Annotated in this window: 20 protein-coding genes; 11 read left to right on the top strand and 9 right to left on the bottom strand. The window is 64.4% G+C overall.

Going from position 1 to position 22,605, the window contains the following annotated elements; all coding sequences use genetic code 11:
- Positions 1-154: 154 nt before the first annotated feature.
- On the top strand, positions 155-1,135 hold the full coding sequence (locus E3T55_RS10125) for an Lrp/AsnC family transcriptional regulator (RefSeq protein WP_166791737.1): 981 nt from the start codon (positions 155-157) through the stop codon (positions 1,133-1,135).
- A gap of 149 nt (positions 1,136-1,284) precedes the next feature.
- Here the strand turns inward: E3T55_RS10125 and E3T55_RS10120 are convergent, their stop codons facing one another.
- Positions 1,285-2,490 (bottom strand): ROK family transcriptional regulator, encoded by a 1,206-nt coding sequence (locus E3T55_RS10120; RefSeq protein ID WP_134519448.1) that lies wholly within the window; start codon positions 2,488-2,490, stop codon positions 1,285-1,287.
- 185 nt (positions 2,491-2,675) lie between these two features.
- Here E3T55_RS10120 and E3T55_RS10115 point away from each other — a divergent pair, with 185 nt between their 5' ends.
- The 6 genes from E3T55_RS10115 to manD are packed head-to-tail and all read left to right on the top strand — an operon-like array spanning position 2,676 to position 8,882.
- Positions 2,676-3,416, top strand: a complete 741-nt coding sequence (locus E3T55_RS10115; protein ID WP_134519447.1) for a sugar phosphate isomerase/epimerase family protein — start codon at positions 2,676-2,678, stop codon at positions 3,414-3,416.
- The gene (locus E3T55_RS10110) at positions 3,413-4,522 is read left to right on the top strand and encodes a Gfo/Idh/MocA family protein (RefSeq protein WP_134519446.1); all 1,110 of its coding nucleotides are present in this window, start codon (positions 3,413-3,415) and stop codon (positions 4,520-4,522) included. The genes E3T55_RS10115 and E3T55_RS10110 overlap by 4 nt, the downstream gene beginning before the upstream one ends.
- A gap of 28 nt (positions 4,523-4,550) precedes the next feature.
- Complete coding sequence (locus E3T55_RS10105) at positions 4,551-5,705, top strand: Gfo/Idh/MocA family protein (RefSeq protein WP_134519445.1); 1,155 nt, start codon at positions 4,551-4,553, stop codon at positions 5,703-5,705.
- A gap of 31 nt (positions 5,706-5,736) precedes the next feature.
- Positions 5,737-6,738, top strand: a complete 1,002-nt coding sequence (locus tag E3T55_RS10100) for a sugar phosphate isomerase/epimerase family protein (protein ID WP_134519444.1) — start codon at positions 5,737-5,739, stop codon at positions 6,736-6,738.
- Positions 6,739-6,741: 3 nt separating this feature from the next.
- Positions 6,742-7,656, top strand: a complete 915-nt coding sequence (locus tag E3T55_RS10095) for a TolB family protein (protein ID WP_134519443.1) — start codon at positions 6,742-6,744, stop codon at positions 7,654-7,656.
- Complete coding sequence (manD, locus tag E3T55_RS10090) at positions 7,653-8,882, top strand: D-mannonate dehydratase ManD (protein ID WP_134519442.1); 1,230 nt, start codon at positions 7,653-7,655, stop codon at positions 8,880-8,882. Before E3T55_RS10095 ends, manD begins: the two co-directional genes overlap by 4 nt.
- A 16-nt stretch (positions 8,883-8,898) precedes the next feature.
- Here manD and E3T55_RS10085 read toward each other — a convergent pair whose 3' ends face one another.
- From E3T55_RS10085 to E3T55_RS10055, 7 genes are all read right to left on the bottom strand, one after another.
- Positions 8,899-9,765, bottom strand: coding sequence for an MDR/zinc-dependent alcohol dehydrogenase-like family protein (locus tag E3T55_RS10085; protein WP_134519441.1), 867 nt, complete (start codon positions 9,763-9,765; stop codon positions 8,899-8,901).
- Between the two features lie 184 nt (positions 9,766-9,949).
- The gene (locus E3T55_RS10080) at positions 9,950-10,735 is read right to left on the bottom strand and encodes an ABC transporter ATP-binding protein (protein ID WP_134519440.1); all 786 of its coding nucleotides are present in this window, start codon (positions 10,733-10,735) and stop codon (positions 9,950-9,952) included.
- On the bottom strand, positions 10,732-11,598 hold the full coding sequence (locus tag E3T55_RS10075; RefSeq protein ID WP_134519439.1) for an ABC transporter ATP-binding protein: 867 nt from the start codon (positions 11,596-11,598) through the stop codon (positions 10,732-10,734). The genes E3T55_RS10080 and E3T55_RS10075 overlap by 4 nt, the downstream gene beginning before the upstream one ends.
- Positions 11,595-12,596, bottom strand: a complete 1,002-nt coding sequence (locus E3T55_RS10070; RefSeq protein WP_134519438.1) for an ABC transporter permease — start codon at positions 12,594-12,596, stop codon at positions 11,595-11,597. Before E3T55_RS10070 ends, E3T55_RS10075 begins: the two co-directional genes overlap by 4 nt.
- A gap of 25 nt (positions 12,597-12,621) precedes the next feature.
- A complete protein-coding gene (locus tag E3T55_RS10065; protein WP_134519437.1) occupies positions 12,622-13,611 on the bottom strand; it encodes an ABC transporter permease in 990 nt (329 codons plus the stop codon).
- Between the two features lie 35 nt (positions 13,612-13,646).
- Positions 13,647-15,323, bottom strand: coding sequence for an ABC transporter substrate-binding protein (locus tag E3T55_RS10060; RefSeq protein ID WP_134519436.1), 1,677 nt, complete (start codon positions 15,321-15,323; stop codon positions 13,647-13,649).
- A gap of 183 nt (positions 15,324-15,506) precedes the next feature.
- Complete coding sequence (locus tag E3T55_RS10055) at positions 15,507-16,517, bottom strand: LacI family DNA-binding transcriptional regulator (protein WP_134519435.1); 1,011 nt, start codon at positions 16,515-16,517, stop codon at positions 15,507-15,509.
- A gap of 243 nt (positions 16,518-16,760) precedes the next feature.
- Between E3T55_RS10055 and E3T55_RS10050 the strand changes: the two genes are divergently transcribed.
- Genes E3T55_RS10050 through E3T55_RS10040 form a run of 3 tightly spaced genes read left to right on the top strand, consistent with a single transcriptional unit; the run spans position 16,761 to position 21,266 of the window.
- A complete protein-coding gene (locus E3T55_RS10050; protein WP_134519434.1) occupies positions 16,761-19,268 on the top strand; it encodes a glycoside hydrolase family 2 protein in 2,508 nt (835 codons plus the stop codon).
- A gap of 33 nt (positions 19,269-19,301) precedes the next feature.
- Entirely contained in the window at positions 19,302-20,279 is a 978-nt protein-coding gene (locus tag E3T55_RS10045) for a BadF/BadG/BcrA/BcrD ATPase family protein (protein ID WP_166791736.1), read from the top strand.
- A 9-nt stretch (positions 20,280-20,288) separates the two neighbouring features.
- On the top strand, positions 20,289-21,266 hold the full coding sequence (locus E3T55_RS10040) for an NAD(P)H-quinone oxidoreductase (RefSeq protein WP_134519432.1): 978 nt from the start codon (positions 20,289-20,291) through the stop codon (positions 21,264-21,266).
- Positions 21,267-21,360: 94 nt separating this feature from the next.
- Here E3T55_RS10040 and E3T55_RS10035 read toward each other — a convergent pair whose 3' ends face one another.
- The gene (locus E3T55_RS10035; protein WP_198418551.1) at positions 21,361-21,864 is read right to left on the bottom strand and encodes a MarR family winged helix-turn-helix transcriptional regulator; all 504 of its coding nucleotides are present in this window, start codon (positions 21,862-21,864) and stop codon (positions 21,361-21,363) included.
- 86 nt (positions 21,865-21,950) lie between these two features.
- Here E3T55_RS10035 and E3T55_RS10030 point away from each other — a divergent pair, with 86 nt between their 5' ends.
- Positions 21,951-22,589: an NADPH-dependent F420 reductase gene (locus E3T55_RS10030; RefSeq protein ID WP_134519431.1), complete on the top strand. Its 639-nt coding sequence runs from the start codon at positions 21,951-21,953 to the stop codon at positions 22,587-22,589.
- Positions 22,590-22,605 lie beyond the last annotated feature (16 nt).

Genomic DNA, 22,605 nt, shown 5'->3' with positions numbered 1-22,605 from the left:
AGCTTGGCTGCGTGGGTTCCCCTGACGGGGCGACTTGATTGGTGATTCAACGTCATGCACGTAACAGTCATGTTGCGGTGCGGAATTCTGATACTTGTGCCCGGTAGATTGCAGATATGTGTCATGCCATAGCGCGAGCGTTTCGATAGATCCGGTGCAGCTCGACGAACTCGACCGCCAGGTCATCCACGCGCTGCAAATCTGGCCGCGAGCCCCCTGGACCTTCATCGGTGAAGTGCTGGGCGTCGATCCGATGACGGCCTCCCGGCGCTGGCAGGTCATGGAGGACAACGGCTCGGCCTGGATCTCGGTGTCGGATGTGATCGCGGCCGAATCGCTGCGCGCGATCATCGATATCCGAGTCAAATCGAGCCGGCTGCCCGCCGCCCTGCTGGCCCTGGAGCAGGATCCGAGCGTGCGCACCCTGCGCTCGGTCCTCGGCGACTGGTCGATCAGCCTCGACTGGCACGGCCTCGACATCATCGAGCTGGATGCCTACCTCACCGGAACCCTGGCCGGGCTGAAGGGCGTCATCGCCACGCGAACCCACATCGTGACGGGTGTGCTGTTGGAGGGAAGCGCTTGGCGCCTGCGTGCCCTGTCTCAGGACCAGGTCGCGACGCTAAAACACGCGGCGACCTTTGACGATGTCGCATCGCCGTCGCACGAGGTGCACGAGATCGACGAACAGGTGCTGCGCAACGTGACCCTGGACGGCCGGGCCACGCTGACGAGCCTGGCGGAGAGAATGACCACGAGCGTGGCGACCGTGCGCCGACACCTCAACCACATGCTCAGTTCCCGGGCGCTGGTCATGCGCTGCGATGTGGCGCGGCCGCTGTCGGGCTGGCCCATCGCGGCGCACTTCATGTGCACGGTCGATCCGCGCCAGATTGCGGAGGTCGGGGAGGCGCTGTCGCGTATCCGGGAGATCAGGGCCGCTCAGGTTCTGGTGGGGCCGTACAATCTGTGCCTGAACTTCTGGGTGCGGTCGTTGCCCGAGATCACAGCGCTCGAGGCGCACCTGGCGCGCAACATCCCGCAGATTCGCATCGGGGAACGCTCGGTGACGTCGAACATGTTGAAGCACATGCAGGTGTCGCTGCGCGGCGACGGGCGACGCACGGCCGCTTAGGGCCGGCCGTGTGATCGTGCGTTCGATGGAGAGTGTCGGTGCGGCGGAGGCTATCGGACAGGCCCGGCACATTGAATACGACCGGCACCGTGCCACCTTCTCGCAGTCGATCCATTAGTCGTGGGTCCCGCGCGGCCCGTCGGGTGCGCCTAGGCGGTTCGGTGCAGCAGGTGCGATTCGATGGCTTCGGCACTCATGACCTGACCGATGACCAGACTGCTCGCCCCGAGAATTCCGGCCGTGTCCATGGCCCGTGACGACACGATCTGCAGGTTCGCCGTCGAGAGTGGCAACGACCGCTGGTACACGATTTCGCGAATTCCGGCGAGCAGGTGCTCATCGGCCAGCGCGAGCCCGCCGCCGATGACAATGATCGACGGATTCAGCAGATTGACGCAGGTGGCCAGCACCGTGCCAATCTCCCGCCCGGCCTGACGAATGACCGCGATCGCCTTGGGGTTACGCGCGCGCGCCAGCTCAACGACCTCCCGCACGTTCTGTGCGCTCACGCCGTCGGCCTGAAGCCGGGCCGTGATCGCCGGACCGCCGACGAGCGCTTCGAGGCATCCCGTATTGCCACAAACGCACACGACGTCGTTGGCGTCGGCAACGCGCACGTGACCGATGTCGCCCGCCGCACCCACGGCGCCGCGCTGCAGAAGCCCGCTGCTGATGATGCCCACACCAATCCCCGTGGATACTTTCACAAACAGCAGATTGTCCTGACCCGGCCAGTGCGTCGAGCGTTCCCCGAGCGCCATGATATTCACGTCGTTGTCGACGAAAACCGGACAGTTGAACCGCGACTGAACGTAATCAACCACGTCAAAACCATCCCAACCGGGCATGATCGGAGGGTTGATGGGCCGGCCCGAATCGTGTTCGACCGGCCCCGGCAGCCCGATTCCAATTCCGGCAAGTTCAATGCCCGAAAGCTGCGGATGTGCCGCGATGAGCGAGCGCGCGGCCGTCAGCGCCCGGTCCAGCACGACCTCGGGGCCGGCCGCAATGTCCATGTCAAAGGTCGAGCTGTCAATCACCGTGGAGGCCAGGTCGGTCACGGCCACGACACAGTGTGACGCGCCGATGTCGAACGCCAGAACGATTCTCGCGCTGGGATTCACCGCGATACGCGAGGGCGGGCGACCGCCGGATGAGGCAGCATCACCGACGGTTGCGATGAGACCAGAGGCCAGGAGCACGTCGATTCGGGCCGCCACCGTCGATCGGGCCAGTCCGGTGCTGGCAGCCAGTTCGGCCCGGGTTCGAGGCAGACCATCGCGCAGGATCTGGAACAAATCGCCCACGTGTGAGAGCGCTGTCGTGCTGGGCATCGTGGCGGCGGGGAGTGGCATGGGTTAAGTCATACCACTAGTTACTTCCGTGCAACCAAAAATTATAGATGTCGAACAGCTTGCATCTTTTGCTTGACTTGAAGCATAAGTCCTCCTAGTGTTTGGGCAGGGGAAAATCCTTCGCAGGAGGCTCGCGGACCATCGATCTGGCCGCCGTCCTCCGCACTCAATGATGAGGAGAAGCAGTGGCCTATTCAATCCAGCTCTACACGGTGCGAAAAGCACTCGACGCGGATCTGCCCGCAACCATCAGGCGCCTCGCCGACATCGGGTTCACGCACGTCGAGCCGTACAACTTCGTCGCCACCGCGGCTGTTCTCGGGGAAGCCCTGCGTGCAACTGGCCTGAGCGCTCCGTCCGGCCACGCACCACTGCTTCGCGCCGATCAGGACGAAATCTTCACCGCCGCCAACACGCTCGGCATCACCACGGTCGTCGACCCTTCGGTCGCGGAAGACCGCTGGAAGACCGTCGAGGACATCGAAATCACCGCTGGCCTGCTCAATGCCGCCGCAGCGAAGGGCGCGCAGTACGGCGTCACCGTGGGATACCACAACCATTGGTGGGAGGTCGAGACACTCCCCGACGGGCGCACCGGGCTCGAGGTGCTTGCCGACAATCTCAACCCTGAGGTCATTCTGGAACTCGATACCTACTGGGCCGCCGTCGGCGGGCAGGACCCGGTCGCGCTGCTCGCTCGTCTCGGCGACCGCGTTCGTCTCATCCACATCAAGGACGGCCCGGCCACCCGTGACCCGCGTGCCCAAGTCGCCGTGGGCTCGGGGGCGCTGCCGATCTGGGACATCATCGAGGCCGCCTCGAATCTTGAGGTGGGCGTCGTCGAACTCGATGATTTCGAGGGCGAAATGTTCGATGCTGTCACCGACAGCTTTCGTTTTCTCTCTGCCGGCCGGCCCACAGCATGAAGGCCAGCGGACCCGTCGGAATCGCCATCATCGGCGCCGGCGTCATCAGCAAGGAATACCTCGGCAATCTCGCCACCTTCCCCGACGTGACGGTGCACATCATCGCCGATATCAATGAAGCGGTCGCCGCAGACCGTGCCGCCGAATTCGGTATCCCCGCCTCGGGCGGAGTGCAGGCCGCTCTTGACCACCCCGACGTCGACATTGTCATCAACCTCACCATCCCCGCGGCCCACGTCGAGGTTGCCACCGCGGCCGTCAACGCCGGCAAACACGTCTGGAGCGAAAAGCCCTTCTCGCTCGACCGCGAAACCGGACTCTCCCTGCTGCAGGCAGCGGATGCCGCCGGCGTGCGCCTCGGCTCCGCACCCGACACATTTCTGGGTGCCGGGATGCAAACCGCCCGCCGCATGATCGAGAACGGCGCCATCGGCGTGCCGCTGACCGCCCTCACGCTCATGCAGTCCCCCGGTCCGGAGTCGTGGCACCCGAACCCGGCCTTTCTGTTTCAGCAGGGGGCCGGCCCCCTCTTCGACGTCGGACCCTACTACCTCACCGCCCTCATCCAGACCTTCGGCTCGATCAGCAAGGTCGCAGCCTTCGGTTCCACCGCCCGCGCGACCCGAACGATTGGCTCCGGGCCCCGAGCCGGCGAAGACTTCGACGTGACCGTTCCAACCCACGTGAGTGCCATCGCGCAGTTCGAGACCGGGGAATCATCGCAGAGCATCTACAGCTTCGACTCCCCCTACCGCAGGGCCGGCTTCGTCGAGGTGACGGGAACCGAGGGAACCATCTCGTTCCCCGACCCCAACCGCTTCGACGGAGACATCCGCATCTGCGCCCGCGGAGAAGACGACTGGACCACCATTGCCTCGGTCGGCAGCACCGCGAGCCGCGGTGTCGGCGTGCTGGAAATGGCCCGCGCCATCCGCTCCGATACCCCGCATCGGGCACCGGGCCACCTGGCCTATCACGTGCTCGACAGCATGGTGTCAATCTCGGAATCAATCGAAACCGGCCAGTTCGTAACGGTCGAGAGCTCCACCGCTGCCGTTCCGGTGTTGCCCGACGACTGGGACCCGACAGCGGCCACGCTGCTCTAGCCGGTCGATGCCCGTGTTTGAGCAATTCATGCAGGATCGTGACGGTCGCCCACTCGGGGTGGCCGCCATCGGCTACGCGTTCATGGGCAAGGCTCATTCCCATGCCTGGCGCAATGTGGCGAGCTACTTCGACGTTCCCCCCTTCGAACAGCGAGTGCTCGTGGGTCGCGACGCCGGCCAGGTCGCCGCAGCGGCGGCTCGATACGGCTGGGCGGAGTCGTCGACCGATTGGCGGCAGGTGGTTCAGCGCGACGATATCGACATCGTCGATATCTGCGCGCCCGGCTACCTGCACGCCGAGATCGCCATCGCCGCCCTCGCCGCAGGCAAACACGTGCTGGTCGAGAAGCCACTCGCCAACACCGTGGCCGAAGCAGAGGCGATGGTCGAGGCCGCTCAGGCCGCTCGCGCTCGGGGAGTGCACTCGATGGTGGGATTCAACTATCGCCGGATTCCCGCTCTCACCCTGGCCCGCGATCTGATCGCCGAGGGGCGCCTCGGGACGGTTCGGCAGGTTCGTGCCGCGTATCTGCAGGACTGGTTGACCGACGCCGAACAGCCCATGAGCTGGCGTCTTCGCGCAGAAACAGCGGGATCCGGAGCGCTCGGCGACACCGCCTCGCATGCGATCGACCAGATCCAGTATCTGCTCAACGATCGGGTGCGGTCGGTCTCGGGTCGGGTGCACACGTTTGTCACGGAACGCCCGGGCCCGTGTGGGCCCGAGACCGTGACCGTGGATGATGCGGCCTGGGCAACCCTGGATCTCACCTCGGGAACCATCGCGAGTCTTGAAGTCTCGCGCGTTGCCCTCGGCCGCAAGAACGGCTTGTCCATTGAAATTTACGGCGATCGAGGCAGCCTGCTTTTCGACCTCGAGACGATGAACGAACTGCGTTTTCTTGACGGTACCGTGCCGGCCAGGGAGCAGGGCTTCCGCCGCATTCTCGTGACGGAACCGGAGCATCCGTATCTGAGCGCCTGGTGGCCGCAGGGCCACGTACTCGGCTGGGAGCACAGCTTCGTACACGAAATCGCCGACTTTCTCGGTGCCATCGGCGCCAACCGTGCCCCGGTGCCCACGTTTGAAACCGGACTGCAGGTGCAGCGTGTGCTGCACTCAATCGTGACCAGCTCCGCCCAGTCTCAAGCGACCATACTGTTGCCCCCAGCCCTCGACTAACACCACTCGACCACCCGTATTGGAGCTCACCATGTCACGCCCATACACTTTGTTCACCGGCCAGTGGGCCGATCTGCCCTTCGAAGAGGTCGCCCGACGCGCCTCCGGCTGGGGCTATGACGGGCTGGAGATCGCCGTCTCCGGCGACCACCTTGACGCCCACCGTTGGAACGACGAAGCGTACATCGCGGGCAAACTCGAGATTCTGCAGCGTTACAACCTGAAGGTCTGGGCAATCTCCAACCATCTCAAGGGGCAGGCGGTCTGCGACGACCCAATCGATTTTCGACACCAGAACATCGTGGGCCCACGCGTCTGGGGCGATGGTGACCCCGAGGGAGTGCGGGGCCGCGCGGCGGAGGAAATGAAACTCACCGCGCGCCTCGCTCAGAAGCTCGGGGTGAAAACCGTGGTGGGTTTCACCGGCTCGTCAATCTGGCAGTACGTGGCGATGTTTCCCCCGGTCTCCCAGGCGGTCATCGACGCGGGTTACCAGGACTTCGCCGACCGCTGGAACCCGATCCTCGATGTGTTTGACGAGTGCGGCGTGCGTTTTGCTCACGAGGTACACCCGTCGGAGATCGCGTATGACTACTGGACGACCGTGCGAACCCTCGAAGCGATCGGACATCGGCCGGCCTTCGGCCTGAACTGGGACCCGAGCCACTTCATGTGGCAGGGCATGGACCCGGTGAGCTTCATCTGGGATTTCAAGGACCGCATTTACCACGTCGACTGCAAAGACACGAAGTTGCGCCTGACCGGCCGCAACACCGTGCTCGGTTCCCACCTGCCGTGGGGAGATCCGCGTCGCGGCTGGGACTTTGTCTCGGCCGGGCGTGGCGACGTGCCGTGGGAATCCAGCTTTCGCGCCCTCAACGCCATCGGCTACGACGGACCGATCAGCATCGAGTGGGAGGACGCCGGAATGGACCGCCTCGAAGGCGCCCCGGAGTCGCTCGCGGCGCTCAAGAAGTTCAACTTCACCCCGGCGAGCGCGTCATTCGACGCCGCGTTCAGCAACCAGGAGTGAGCCATGCCTCGCACTCTGTTGCCGGGCCAACGCGCCCGGCTGTGGGTACTGACGCTTGCCACGGCAAATCGACGCCTCGTCGCCGAGTCATCCGACCTGCTCTTCGAGGCGCCCAACTGCACGCCTGACGGCATCGCGTTGCTGGTCAACGGCGATGGCTGTCTCTTTCGCGTTCCCGCCGACGGCGGCTCACCCCTGCAGCAGGTCGACCTCGGGCCGATTCCGGCAATCAACAACGACCACGTGCTGTCACCCGACGGCTCCACAATCTTTGTGTCCTGTGACGACGGCACGTTGCGCGCTGTCGAGTTGCAGACCGCACGCTCGCGGATTGTGTCGAACGATCACGGGACCGATTTTCACCACTACCTGCACGGCATCTCCCCCGACGGTCTCACGCTCGCCTACATCGGCCTGCGCAGCCTGAACGACGGCACCGCCAGCACCAACGTCTTCACCGTGCCGAGCGCGGGAGGCCCGGACACTCAGCTCACCGACGATCGGTTCGCCGACGATGGGGCCAACTTCAGCGCCGACGGGGCCACCATCTACTTCAACTCGGAACGGGCCTCACCGACGCCGGGCCACGCCCAGATCTTTCGCCGAAGCCTCACCGACCCCACGCTCACCCAGCTCACCTTCGATGAGCGAGTCAACTGGTTTCCCCAGCCCTCACCCGATGGCAGACACCTGGCCTACGTGAGCTTCCCCCCTGGCACACGCGGGCATCCGGCCGATGTCGAGATCGAGATTCGCCTCATCGATGTCGACGGCGGTAAGCCCCGCACCCTGGCCACTGTTTTCGGTGGCCAGGGCACGATGAACGTTCCCAGCTGGTCACCCGATGGTTCCGAACTGGCGTTCGTTGACTACCTCGGGCCCGAACTATTGATTGATCTCAGACAGGAACCAGCGTGAAAATCACCGACGCACGGGTCATTGTGACCAGCCCCAGCCGCAACTTCGTCACCCTGAAGATCACGACCGACGAGGGAGTGACCGGCCTCGGTGACGCGACGCTGAACGGCCGCGAACTCGCCGTCGCGAGCTACCTCACGGAGCACGTGGTGCCGCTCTTACTGAACCGGGATCCGCACCGCATCGAGGACACCTGGCAGTTTCTGTACCGCAGCGCTTACTGGCGCCGCGGACCCGTCACGATGGCCGCCATCGCGGCCGTGGACATGGCCCTCTGGGACATCAAGGGCAAGGTTGCCGGGCTTCCCGTGTACCAGTTGCTCGGTGGGGCCTCCCGCAACAGCCTCCGCACGTACGGTCACGCGTCGGGTCGTGATCTGCCAGAGCTGTTCGACTCCATCCGCCAGCACCTCGACGAGGGGTACACGGCCATGCGAGTGCAGACATCCGTTCCCGGTCTGAAAGCCGTCTACGGGGTCGCCGCCCAGCACCAGTCCACCGGCGAACGGTACGACTACGAGCCGGCCGGCCGCGGTGCTCAGCCCGCGGAGGAAGATTGGGACACCGCCGCTTACCTGCGGCATGTGCCGACGGTCTTCGAGGCCGTGCGCAACGAGTTCGGCGCCGAGCTGCCCCTGCTGCACGACGGACATCACCGCATGACTCCGATTCAGGCAGCACGGTTGGGCAAGTCCCTCGAACCCTACGACCTGTTCTGGCTCGAAGACTGCACGCCGGCCGAAAACCAGGACGCCTTCCGCTTGGTACGCCAACACACCACGACGCCACTGGCCGTTGGCGAGGTCTTCAACACCGTCTTCGACTTTCAGACGCTCATTCGCGAGCAGCTCATCGACTACGTACGCGCCGCCTCAACCCATTTCGGCGGCATCTCGCCCCTGCGAAAGGTGATGGACTACGCCGCTCAGTACCAGATCAAATCCGGTTTCCACGGTCCAACGGATGTCTCCCCGGTCGGGTTGGCCGCGCAAACGCATCTCGGTCTGGCGATCCACAATTTTGGGATCCAGGAGTATATGGAGCACAGCGACAAGACCAACACGGTCTTCGAGCAATCCATGACCTTCACCGATGGCAACCTGCACCCCGGTGATGCGCCAGGGCTCGGCGTGGAACTCAACGAAGAGGCGGCGGCGTCTTTTCCGTACCAGCGGGCCTACCTGCCGTTCAACCGTCTCGCCGACGGCACCGTGCACGACTGGTAGGCCGGCTTCCGACGATCTAAGCCTCGAAGTTCTGCCAGTCGAAGACATAGGTCAGCGTGTCGGAGCGACGCTCGGCAAGGGCCGTGAGTGCCTCCTGGGCGTCGCGCGGGCTGACCAGTGATGCGAGGCCGGTGACCGCGATGCGGTCGGCATCGAGCCAGCGCAGCGCGGTGCCGAAGTTGCCGAGCACGCTGCCGCTCCGAAAATCCTCGGACGAAAACGGCAGCTGCCATTCCCAGCCGCTGCGCACGTGCAGATAGCGGTGAAAGATGAGGTGCAGGAGTTCGTGGGCACTCGCATCCGTGCGCCGTGCCCACGGTGTTCCCGTCAGCACCAACTCCCCGTTTTTCGCCACCACGCGGGCGGCCCGCACGACGGCCCCGTCGTGCCCCGAACAGTCCACAATAAGTTCGAATACGTCGGCAGGGTCATCCAGAACAGGTTCAGCCACGACTCGAATAGCGGCCGGCACTGCTCGTCGCCGCTCGATGAGCGGGTCCCACGCTGTCACGGCGTAACCGCTCGCCGCGAAGGCCTGGGCGGCGAGATTACCGACAAGTCCCAGCCCGACGATGCCGACGCGGTCGCCGGGCCGCGCCGCCGTCGTCACCAGAGCAGCCAACGGCACCGCGATCAGTCGTGCGAACACCGCCGTCGTGGGGTGCAGACCCCGAGGCACCGCAACGACACGGGTCTGCTCTTCGCGCTGAACGGATGCGTGCGGCCCGGTACCGAACACCACATCACCGACCGCATGCCGCGTCACATCCTCTCCGACCTCGTCGATGCGGAAGACCGCCCCATAACCGAGAGAGGCCGGATAGCTGACCCGCGCGGGGTCTTCCGCAGCGAAGGCGCTGGCGAGCTCTGTGCCGGGGCTCACTATCGATGCCAGGGTTCGTCCACGAACCTCATGTCTGCCCAAGACAGCCGAGTCGGGCCGGTGCAGCAGCTCAATGGTGTGGTCTGAGGTCACCTGAAGGCTGTGGATCATGGACGTTGCTCCCTGTAGTCGGTTTGTCTCGGTCAACAGATGCTCGGTCAACAGGTGCTCAGTCAACAGCTACTCAGTGCGCGAATCGAAGCTCGGGGTTCGGCGACGCCGCAAGCAGCGCCTTGGTGTAGTCGTGCTGCGGGTCGAGAATGACCCGGTCCGACGGCCCCTGTTCCACGATTTTTCCCTTGTTGAGCACGATGATCTCGTCACTGAAGTGCCGAGCGGTCGCCAGGTCGTGGGTGATGTACAACACTCCGAGATCTTCTTCCCGCTGCAGCTTGCCGAGCAGATTCAGCACCCCGAGCCGAATTGACACATCGAGCATGGACACCGGCTCATCGGCGATGAGCACGCTGGGGCGGGGCGCCAGCGCACGCGCGATGGCGACTCGCTGCCGCTGTCCACCCGACAACTCGTGGGGCCGGCGCTCGGCGATGAGCGCGGCCGGCTCGAGCTGCACCCGCTCGAGCAGGCGCACCACTTCGGCGTTCACGCCGTCAGAACCGATCTGCCCGTGCAGCTGCAGGGGCCGAGCGAGGTGATGGGACACCGTATGGAACGGATTGAGCGACGCGAACGGATCCTGAAAGACCATCTGCACCTCTTTGCGATAACGCCGCAGCCCGGCACCATGCCGCGGCACAGACTTTCCGTCAAGCAGGATGGACCCGCTCGTGGGAGCCTCGAGCTGCAACAGAATCTTTGCGATCGTCGACTTGCCGCTGCCGCTCTGGCCGACCAGGGCGATTGTCTTTCCCGGCTCCAGGATGAAACTCACGTCGTCGACGGCCTTGAATTTCTTCGAGCCGCGAATGCGGTATTCCTTGGTCACACCGCGAAACTCGAGCACGGTCATCGGGTAGCCTCACGGGTCAGGGCGGATGCCTCGCCGCTGCGCACGAAACCGCCGCGCTCACCGGTCAGGCTGGGGAAGGAGTGCAGGAGTTTGTCGGTGTACTCGTGGCCGGCATTGCGGTAAATCTGTTCGGGCGTGTTGTACTCCACAATCTCGCCCTGCAGCATGATCGCGATGCGGTCGCTGATCTCAAGAAGCAGCGGCAGGTCGTGGGTGATGAAGATCACCGAGAAGCCGAATTTGTGGCGCAACTCGCTGATCTCCTGCAGAATATCCCGCTGCACGAGCACGTCGAGCGCGGTCGTCGGTTCGTCCATGATCATCAGCTGGGGCTTCAACGCCAGAGCCATGGCGATCATGACCCGCTGGCGCATACCGCCGGACAGCTCATGGGAGAACGATCGCAGGCGGTCTCGGCCGACACCGATGAGGTCGAGCAGGTCGGCGCACTCGTCGATGCGGTCGGATTTGCTCATCTCCGGGCGATGCGTGGAGAAGATGTCGGTCATCTGCTTCTGGATGTTGATGACCGGGTTGAGAGCGTTCATCGCGCCTTGAAAAACCATCGAGACTTTGTCCCAACGATAGCGTCGCAGTTCGGCCACGGTGAGCCCGTTGATGTCCACATCGACGCCACTTTCATCGTGAAAGATCGCCGATCCGTCGGTAATTTCGGCCGGGGGCCGCAAAAGCCGGTTGATGCCATAGGCGAGGGTGGTCTTGCCGCAGCCGGATTCACCGGCCAGACCGAGAATCTCACCGCGACCGAGCTCGAAGGAGACATTGCGAACGGCGTGCACGGGAGTTTCGACCTGGTAGACGATGTTGTAGTTCTTCACGCTGAGCAAGCTGTCGGTAGTCATGTGGTGGCTCCTGCCTTGATCGAGGCACGCAGACGGCGCGCGGCGCGCTTCTTGTTCTTGTCGAGCGAGGCGGTGCGCAGTCGAGGGTCGATGATCTCGTCGATGGCGAAGTTGACGAGCGAGAGAGCGCCGCCCAGCACGGCGATCATGAGGCCCGGCGGCACAAACCACCACCAGGACCCGAGCGTGAGAGCAAACCCGTTCTGTGCCTGAAAGAGCATGGTGCCCCAGGTCAGGGCACCGGATGCGCCGAGTCCGAGGTAGCTCAGGCCAGCTTCGCCCAGAATGGCGAAGATCACGGCGAGCACGAACTGTGAGGCCAGTACCGGCACCAGGTTGGGCAAAATCTCGACGCCGATGATGCGCCACTGCCGTTCTCCGGTGACCCGGGCGGCGGCCACATAGTCGCGACTGCGCAGGCTCAGGGTGACCGATCTCAGCACGCGGGCCGAAGCGGCCCAGCTGGTGATCGCGAGGATCACCGCGAGCATCAGGATGCTCTTGTCTGCCACATAGCTCGAGATGACGATGATGAGCGGAAGGGCGGGGATGACGAGCATCACGTTGGTGAACAGTGAAAAGCTTTCGTCGAGCCACCCGCCGACATAACTGCCGATCACACCAAAGATGACGGACAGCAGCATGGCCAGCACGCCAACAACCACGCCAATGAAGAGCGAGCCTCGGGTCGCGTGGGCCAGCTGGGCGAAGATGTCCTGGCCGGTCTGCGTGGTTCCGAGCCAGAATTCGCCGCTGGGGGGCGTGCGTCCGATGTCGCGGATGGACAGTGGATTGCCCAGCAGCATCGGCCCGAGCAGGCCGAACAGGGTGATCGCGATGATGATGCCGAGGCCGATCGCGAGCTTCGGGGAGAGCCCGAAGACGATGCGCTGCCAGCGTGGGCGGCGGCGCTCGAAGCGAGGGCGGATCACGGCGAGGGTGCCCGTGAGCGGGCGGCCCGTTTCGCGCTGGGCTACGGAATCTGCTGACGAGTTCATCGTATTCTCATTCACTTCCATCGCCTCAGCTTCTGGCTCGCGTGCGCGGGTCGATGACCGTGTAGAGCAAATCCACGATGAGATTGGCGCCCAGCACGGTCAGCGTGATCACCAGGAACAGGCCCTGCATGAGTGAGTAGTCGTTGTTGTTCACGGCCTGCAGAAGGGTGCTGCCGACGCCGGGGTAGGAGAAGACCTGTTCGGTCACGATCGATCCCGACACGACGAAACCGAGGGAGATCGCGAATCCCGCCACGGAGGGCAGGATTGCATTGCGGGCCGCGTAGGCCATCATGATTCGCGTTGGCCGCAGGCCCTTGGCCTCGGCCGTCACGATGTAGTCCTCCGAGAGGGTCGACACCATCATGTTGCGCATGCCGAGCAGCCAGCCGCCGAAGGATGAGATCACGATGGTCAGGGCGGGAAGGGTGCCGTAGTAGATCGCGCTGGAGATGAAGTCCCAGTCCCAGCTCGGCCCGGCGCCCGTGTAGCTGTAGCCGCCGCTCACCGGAAAGATCTTGAACTGAACCGCGCTGACATAGAGCAAAATCAGGGCGAGCCAGAAGTACGGCACAGCCTGGAACATCGTGGTGACCGGAACCAGATTGTCCAGCCAGGAGCCACGCTTCCAGCCGGCGAGCATGCCGAGGGTGATACCCACGACAAAGGCGATAATGGTGCCGATACCGATCATCACGATGGTCCAGGGCAGTGCCTGGGCGATGATTTCAACGACCGGTTGCGGGTAGTAGGTGATCGAGACTCCGAAATCACCGGCAAAGATGCCTTTGAGATAGTTCACATACTGAACAAAAATCGGGTCGTTCGAGGTGTCGCCAAGGAGGAGTTCGACGCTGTTGCGCAGCTCAGGGGTAATCGGCCCTCTGGCGGCCAACTTTTGGATCAGGATCTCCACCGGGTTTCCCGGCAGCAGACGCGGAATCAAAAAGTTGAGCGTCAGCGCGGCCCACAGAGCCACGACATAGAAGCTGATTTTTCGAGCGAGATAGTTCATAGCTCAGCCCCCCACAAACTCCTCCGGCGGCGCACCTAGTTCACAACCTTGAGGTTCTTCGCAACCATGCCGTTGTCCCACGAACGGTCAGGACGCGGGTACGCGTACATGTTCTCCTCGGTCGGCCAGCCGGTGACCTTCTCCTCATTGAAGATCGACAGGGCGGAGTTCACGAGCACGGGAATGTACGGCATGTCCCGCACAATCTCGGTCTGAATCGTGGCGTACTCCGCGAGCTTGGCTTCATCCGTTGCCGCCGATGAAGCAGCTTCAATCGCCTCGTCGACGATGGGGTTCGAGTAACGAACGTAGTTGCGGTTGGAGGTCTCTCCGACCGGAGCGGTGTTCTTCGATGCGAACGAGTTCAGGTACACGTAGTACGGGTCGGCAGCAACACCCTGCGGCACCGAGTCGAGCGAGAGCTCGAAGGTTCCGTTGGTCTTACTGTTCGTCCATTCCTGAAACGAAACCTGAGCAGGCTTGAGTTCGATTCCTACCTCGAGAAGCTGCTGCGACGCAGCCTCCATCGCAGCGATGTAGTCCGTCCAGCCGGTGACGACCTGCACGGTCATGCTGACTCGCTGACCGTCTTTCGCGTAGATTCCGTCGGAACCCTTGGCGTATCCCGCATCGAGCAGAACAGTGTCAGCGGCCGCGATGTTCGGCTCGCCGGGAACGGGAGCGGCGAACTCAGGAGCGATCCACTTGTCGTCGCGACCCAGCAGCGCATAGGTCGGCGACATCGTGCCGTTATAGCCCGAGAAAGCGAGGGCATTCAGCTGGTCACGGTTCAGCCCGTTGTAGATGGCCTCACGCACCGCGACATCCGTCTGTGGACCTGTGCAGCCCAGCTCGACGCTCGAACACGTGAAGAGAGCCGTTTGATTGAGGGGCGTGTTGGTGTACGTGAGCGAGGTTCCCTCGAAGATCTGATCGATATCGGGGAGAAAAATTCCGGCCCAGTCGATCTGCCCCGACAGCAGGGTGTCCGTCGCGGACTGATTGCCGGTGAGGGAAATAAAGCGCAGGGCGTCTACGTCGGGCTGTCCGCCCCAATAGGTCTCGTTCGCGGCGAGCACATAGTTCTGGGGGTTGAATTCCTCGAGCTGAAACGCCCCGGAGCCGACCGGTGTCGCGTTCTGATTTGTCGTCGGGCTGTCCATGTTGGCCCAGACGTGCTCGGGGATGATCGGCGTGTTACCCAGGTACGCCGGCGCGTTCATGAACGCGGGCTCATCGAAGGTGAATACGACCGTGTTGTCGTCGGGCTGGGTGACGTCGCCGTCGAAGCCGGCGATGTTGAAGGCCGGTACCTCCTTCAGCAAATCAAAGGTGTACTTGACGTCGGAGGCGCTGAACGTCTCCCCGTCGCTCCATTCGGCATCCTCTCGGGTGGTGACGGTGAGCACCGTTCCGTCATCGTTGAACTCGAACTCCGTACCGAGCAGAGGTTCCGGATCGTCGCCGGTCACGATGTTGTAGTAGAACAGCGGCTCGTAGATCATGCCCTGCGTGGACTGCAGCGAGCCGACGATGAACGGATTGAAGTTTTCGGCGAAGTCTCCGGTCACGCCGGTGTACACCACCACTTCGGTATCGCCTGAAGCTGAGGCGTCTGAGCCGGTGCCGGTGCAGGCCGACAGAGCGAGCACGGAGGTCATGAAGACCGCCGCTGCTGCCCATTTCGTGCGGCGCGATTGAACAAAAGACATTGCATCTCCTCGTCATTGAGTCTGAGACCACGAGGACGATCGATGGCGATTTCGCATATCCCCGTGCGAAGGGAAGAACCCTTATGAGCAACGTAGGGCAGCTTTCACCGAGAGTCAATCAAAAGTTGCGTATCGAGATACAAAGTTACGTTCATTCGCGTTCGTGTTACAGAGGCGCTCTGCTTACTGTGCGGGCGGCAAAATTTCTCCCGAACCGCGGTGAATTACACGCGTCGCAATCTCGACCTGGCGGCTGAAGGCGACCGGATCTGCCAAGCGCTCGAGGGCCAGGCGGGCGGCCGTGCGTCCGAATTCGAAGGCGTCATAGCCCACAACGGAGATGCCGAGCGCGTCGGCGAGTTCGAAGTCATCGAACCCGATGAAGGCGACCGGAGGCATCCGGTCACGCAGCACCGGGATCGCGCCGTGACTGCCCCGGTTGTTGCCCGCCACGATGGCGGTGGGCGGGTCGCCGCCGTCGAGCAGCCCCCGAACGATGCTCTCGGCCGACACGGCCGGATCATCATCGAGTCTCTCCCAGCGAGCCGAGTCGGTGACACCAACCTCACGCAGCGCCTCGCGGTAGCCGGCGAGCCGCTCACGCTGGGTGTACATCGCCGAAGGATTACTGATGAAGGCGATCTTGCGATGCCCCAACGCCGTGAGCGATCGCACCGCCTCTGCCATTCCCTGTCGGTTGCGCAGCACGACGGAATCCGCGACCAGGTTGCCCGCGGGGCGGTCGACGCTGATGATCGGGGTGCCGAGCTGGCGTTCACCATCGAGGTAGGACTGGTCATCGGCGATCGGAATGAGCAGCAGCGCCCGCACTCGTTGGGACAGGAGAGCATCAACGACGACCTCTTCGCTCGCGGGCGAATCGTCGGTCGTGGCGAGCAACATGGTGAACCCACTCGCAGCGAGTTCGCGCTCGACACCAGCAGCGACCTGAAAGTAGAACGGGTTCTTGAGGTCGCCCATCACGAATGCGATGGTGTTGGTGACCCCGCCGCGACGCAGATTGCGAGCGAGGCCGTTCGGTCGAAACCGCAAACGTTTCGCGGCACTCAAGACGCGTTCCTGGGTTGTCGCGGAGACGTCACCGGTACCGGCAAAGACCCGCGACACCGTCTTCGAGCTGACCCCGGCAAGCCTGGCAACGTCGGCCTGTGTGGCCCGTGGAAGTGTGGACATTCGGCCCCTCGTGCTTTCTCAGGTTCAATCAACGAACAATGACAACGTAAGACATTATCTGGACAATTTCCAGTTCAGGCACGATCGCAACCGCCCCACAGCGCACTGTTTCATTGAACTTTTGCGCAATGTCACGACCCTAGACAGAGTCAGACAGCGTGGACATTTGCTTTTGACTCTCGTCATTTGGTGCCCGTAGCATTGCGTCAACCGCGGATCAATGACGACCGAATTGGAGTACTGATGACCCCCTCACCGCCCACACTCGCCACGAACCCCAGCCAGACGCTGCCGATCATCCGGCACCTCGACGCCGGCTGGACGGTCGCCGCCGTCGAGGGTAGCGGGGTGCCGGCAGAGGTTCGCGGCAGCATCGTTCCCGCAACGGTACCCGGCGCGGTGCACACCGACCTGCTCGCGGCCGGCCTCATTCCCGATCCGTACCTCGACTCCAACGAACGATTGCTCGCCTGGATCGGCCTCGCCGACTGGCGATACACGACCACGTTCGTCTGGCAGCCCGCCGACGCCACGAACACCGAACTCAACTTCGCCGGGCTCGACACGGTCGCCGACATCGAGCTGAACGGGCGGCCCGTCGGCCACACCCGCAACATGCACCGCAGCTACCGCTTCGACGTGCGCGCCCTGCTGCATCCGGGCCTCAATGAACTCAGCGTCACCTTTCGATCGCCCATTCGCCAGGCGGATGCCGCCAGCCTCGAACTCGGGTATCGCCCGCACGTGAATCACCACCCCTACAACGCCATCCGCAAGATGGCCTGTGGTTTCGGTTGGGACTGGGGCATCGACACCTCCAGCTCAGGAATCTGGCGCCCGGTCACGCTCGAAAGCTGGTCAACTGCACGGCTCTCCACGGTGCGGCCGATCGCGACCGTCGACGGCACCGACGGGGTGATCACCGTTCACGTCGACGTCGCCCGGGCCAGCGATGCACCGGTGACCGTCGCGGCATCCGTCGCCGGGATCAACACCGAGATTGATCTTGCGGCCGGCGAGTCGCACGCCGAGCTCAGCCTGCGCATCGCCGACATCGAGTTGTGGTGGCCGCGTGGATACGGCGAGCAGCCGCTCTATGACCTCGAGGTGACGCTCGTGTCAGGGCACGCGACCATCGACACGGCCAGCCGTCGCATCGGGTTTCGCACTGTCGAGTTCGACACGACCCCGGATGCCGCCGGCACACCGTTCACGATCGTGATCAACGGTCAGCCGGTGTTCGTGCGGGGGGCCAACTGGATTCCCGACGACGCCTTTCCGCACCGGGTCGATCGCGCGCGGTACCTCGACCGACTGCAGCAGGCCGAGTTCGCCAACATCAATCTGCTGCGCATCTGGGGCGGTGGCATCTTCGAAAGCGACGACTTCTACGAACTCTGTGATGAGCGCGGCATGCTCACGTGGCAGGATTTTCTGCTCGCCTGCGCGGCCTACTCCGAGGAGCAACCGATGTGGACCGAGATGGAGGCCGAGGCGAGGGAGGCTGTGACGCGACTGGCGTCGCATCCGTCGCTCGTGGTGCTCAACGGCAACAACGAGAACATCTGGGGGTACGAAGACTGGAATTGGAAGCTGCGCCTCGACGGCAAGACCTGGGGAGCGGGCTACTACTACGAGCTCTTTCCGGCCATCGTTGCCGAACTTGCGCCGCACATCGGGTACACCCCCGGCAGCCCCTTTTCTCCGGCGGTTGACGGTGACGTCGACGCGCACGTGCCCAACGACCAGGCTCATGGCACGATGCATATCTGGGACATCTGGAACCAGCGCGACTATACCAACTACCTCGAGTACACACCGCGTTTCGTGGCCGAGTTCGGCTGGCAGGGCCCGCCGACGTGGTCAACCATGACCGAATCGATCAGCGACGCGCCGCTCACACCCGAGTCTCCCGGCATGGTTGTGCACCAGAAGGCAGCCCTCGGCAACGCCAAGCTCACCGACGGGTTGCTGGCGCACTTCGCGCTGCCGAATACCATCGAGGACTGGCACTGGGCCATGTCCCTCAACCAGGCCAATGCGATCTCAACAGCGATCGACCACCTGCGGTCCCTGCAGCCCCACTGCATGGGAAGTATCGTGTGGCAATTGAACGACTGCTGGCCGGTCACCTCATGGGCGGCCGTCGACGGCTACGGGCGCCCCAAGCCGCTGCTTTACGCCCTGCGTCATGCCTACGCCGACCGGCTCCTCACCCTGCAGCAGCGCGACGGCGCCTTTGCGGCGGTCGCGGTCAATGATTCCGCCGAGACCTGGACGGGCACTCTCACCGTGCATCGCCTGTCCTTCGCCGGTGAGGTTCTCGCCGAACACACGCAGCACGTCACCCTCGCACCACGGTCAACGGCGACCGTGCCGCTGCCCGCATCCGTTGCTTCGGCGACGGATGCGGCAGTGGAGCTTCTGCAGGCCGAGCTCTCGGGAGTGCGCGGTCACCGCTTCTTCGCCGAACCCCGCGACACCGGGCTCGCCGCGCCCGAGCTTGAGACCAGCCTGCAACGAGTGCCAGGCGGCTACCGCCTCACGGTAACGGCGCACGGTCTGGTGCGGGATCTGGCCCTGCTGATCGACCAGGTCGACCCGGCAGGACGCGTCTCGGACATGCTCGTGACGCTGCTGCCCGGCGAGCACGTCGACTTCGACATCACATCGGAATCCGACCTGACGGTGACCGACCTGGCGAACCCGCTCGTGCTGCGCAGCGCCAATCAGCTGGTCGCGCTCGGTTAGTTCGCGCCTGGCCCGCCTATAAGAGGAATGAATATGACTGTCGATCTCAGCGCTGGCGACACCACCCTGCTGGCCATTGATGCCGGCCAGACCGGAATTCGTGCGCGGCTTCAGGCGCCGGGAAGCGTGGCCCGGGTCTTCGACCATGACGCCATTCGAACGGACTCCGCGCTCGTGCCGCAACTCGAGACCGTGGTTGCGCAGGTGCGGGCAGCGACCGGGCAGTCGATCGACGCCGTGAGCGCCGGAATCTCCGGCTTCACGGCGGCCGAGTGCGATCCGGGCGAGTTGCTGCGGGCCAGCGCGTCGTCGGGGGTGCGTGAGGTTTTCCTGGCACACGACTCGGTCACGTCATACCTCGGCGCGCTCGGCGGCGACCTCGGCGTGGTCGTGGCGGCGGGAACGGGGGTCGTCACGCTCGCGGTGGGGGCTTCGACGGTCGCGCGCATCGACGGCTGGGGAAATTTGATCGGTGACGCCGGCAGCGGCTATTGGTTGGGTCGAGCCGCACTCGACGCCGTCATGCGCGCCCATGACGGTCGCGGGCCACAGACCGCCCTCACGTCGACGGCACTGCGCGAATTTGCCGACCTCGAGCTCGCCTACCTCGAGCTCCAGGCAGATCCGGGTCGGGTGCGGCGCATTGCGAGCTACGCACGATGGGTGACCGAGCACGCGCAGACGGATGCCGTCGCGGCCTCGATCTGTGCGGCCGCGGCCGATGAATTGGTGTTGTCGGCAGCCACGGGCCTGCGACAGGTCGGGGAAGCCGCGCGGACTCGGCCGGTAGCCAGCCGGATTGGCGGGGTGTTCGCATCCACTGCGATCAGTGCGCGATTCGATGCGGGGTTGCGGGCGATCTGGCCGACCGTGCACATTCGTGCGGCGGCGGGAACGTCGCTCGACGGCGCCGCCTTTCTCCCCGAGCTCAGCCCGGCGAGCGCCCTCCGCCGTTTCGTCTCATGGAGCGGGAAACCGGAGCTGACGATCGCCGCGGCGCACCGCGCGTAGGCTGCGCACATGCGCGCAATCATCGTGAACTCCCCCGGAGGGCCTGAAGCCCTCACCCTGTCAGACGTACCCGACCTCACTGTCGGAGCTCACGACATTCGCGTGAAGGTGGCGGCCGCCGGGGTGAACCGCGCGGACGTGCTGCAGCGGCAGGGCCGCTACCCTTCGCCAGCCGACGCCCCGCAGTGGCCGGGGCTGGAGGTCTCGGGCGTGGTGATCGAGGTCGGAGCTGACGTGACCCGGTTCGGGCTCGGCGACCGGGTCTGCGCGTTGCTCGCCGGCGGCGGCTATGCCACGCACGTCGTGGTGCACGAAGACCTCGCGTTGCTGGTGCCGCTGTCGATGGACCTGATCGACGCCGCCGCCCTGCCGGAAGCCCTGGCCACGGTGTGGTCGAACGTCTTTATGAACGCCGAGCTTGCGCCCGGTGAGACCGTGCTCGTGCACGGCGGCGGAAGCGGAATCGGCACGACCGCCATCCAGCTGGCGCGGCTCGCCGGTGCCCGGGTGGCCGTGACGGCCGGTTCGACTGAGAAGCTCGCCGCGTGCGAGAGCCTCGGGGCCCAGGTTCTGATCAACTATCGTGAGCAGGACTTCGTCGCCGAGATCAAGGCGAGCACCCAGGGGCGGGGCGCCGACGTGATCCTCGACATCATGGGCGGATCGTACGCGGCCCGCAACGTCGAAGCGGTCGCGGTGAACGGGCGCATCATGGTGCTCGCCAACCAGAGCGGAGAACCGGCCACGTTCGATCCGTTCCGCCTCATGCAGAAGCGAGCCCGCTACTGGGGCACCACGCTGCGGTCACGGCCGCTGGCCGAGAAGGTTTCCATCATGCGGGCCGTCGAAGCCGAGATCTGGCCGTGGATCGCATCGGGCGAGTTTCGGCCGGTGATCGACGGGAGGTTCCGGTTCGTCGAGGCAGCGGATGCGCACCGCCGGCTGGAAGCATCCGCTCACGTCGGAAAAATCGTGCTCGTACCCTGACCCGCGCCCCGGACTGCGCCGAACTGTGAGTTAAGCATCCGTTTACGGCGAAAAGCCATGCTTAACTCACGGTTCGGCGAAGAAAGAGGGCGGGTCAGCGGTCGAGGGACTCGACTGCCTCGCAGGGGCTCGCGGCCGGGTCGGCGCGGTGCACGCTGCCGGCCAGGCGGCCGAGCAGGGAGCCGAGCCTGGCGGCATCCACGCCCTCAAGTCCGCCCAAAATAGTCGTCTCGACCGCCGCGACGCGCTCTTCATAACGCGCCAGCACGGCCACACCCTCGGCCGTGGCCACGATCTTGCGCGCCCGCCGGTCCGCGGGGTCGGGGACGCGCTCGACCAGCGCGGCCGTGACCATCGTGTCGAGCAGATAGGTCAACACGGTACGGTCAATGGCGAGGTGGGCGCCGATCGCCTGCTGCGATGGCAGTTCGTGGTGGATCACGGTCGAGAGCACGTGATAGCAGCGCACTCCCCCGGGAAGCCCGTCGACGGCATCCTCTTGCAGGCGCTGATACCCGCGCAGCACCATCGCGAGGTTCCAGCCCAGGTCGCCGGGTACCGCAGGCGTGGGTGCCGGGGCGGTCACGTCGCTTGTCATACCGGCAATCCTAACCGCAAAGCATGCAGTTGCATAGATAATCTGAAAGACATATGATCTGTATGACATCATAGTTTGGAGCGAGCATGCACCCCACAATCGGAATCCTCGGCGCCGGCCGCGTCGGCACCGCCCTTGCCCGGCAGGCCGTGAAGGCCGGCTACCGGGTGCGCATCGCGACCGCCCAGCCCGCCGCCGACATCGAACTGCTTGTCAACATTGTCACGCCGGGGGCCGAAGCGGTCGAGGCCAGCGAGGCCGCGGCATCCGATCTGGTCATCATGGCCATCCCGCTGCACAAGTACCGCACCCTCAGCCCCGCTGACCTGACCGGCAAGGTCGTCATCGATGCCATGAACTACTGGGCACCGGTCGACGGCGTGCACGACGATTTCGAAGCGGATGCCCGCACCTCGAGTGAGGTCGTCGCCGCGTTCCTGGGCGGCTCCCACGTCGTGAAGTCGCTGAATCACATCGGCTATCACGAGATGGAAGAAGACGACCGGCCGGCCGGCGACGCTTCCCGGCGCGCACTGGCCGTCGCCGGCGACGACCCCGCCGCCAAAGAACTCGTGCAGCGCTTCATCGACCGGCTCGGCTATGACGCCGTCGACGCCGGGCCTCTCGCGGCCGGCCGCGCCTTTCAGCCCGCAACCGCCATTTTCACCGGCAGCTACACCGCACCCGAGCTTCACGCCCTGGTGCGGCATCCGCTCGCCGCGTAACCCATATATGCCCCAC

This window comes from Cryobacterium frigoriphilum (assembly GCF_004403305.1).
GTDB classification, from domain to species: Bacteria; Actinomycetota; Actinomycetes; order Actinomycetales; family Microbacteriaceae; genus Cryobacterium; species Cryobacterium frigoriphilum.
Note: the sequence above shows the minus strand (reverse complement) of the source record. Positions and strands in the feature narration are given on the sequence as shown.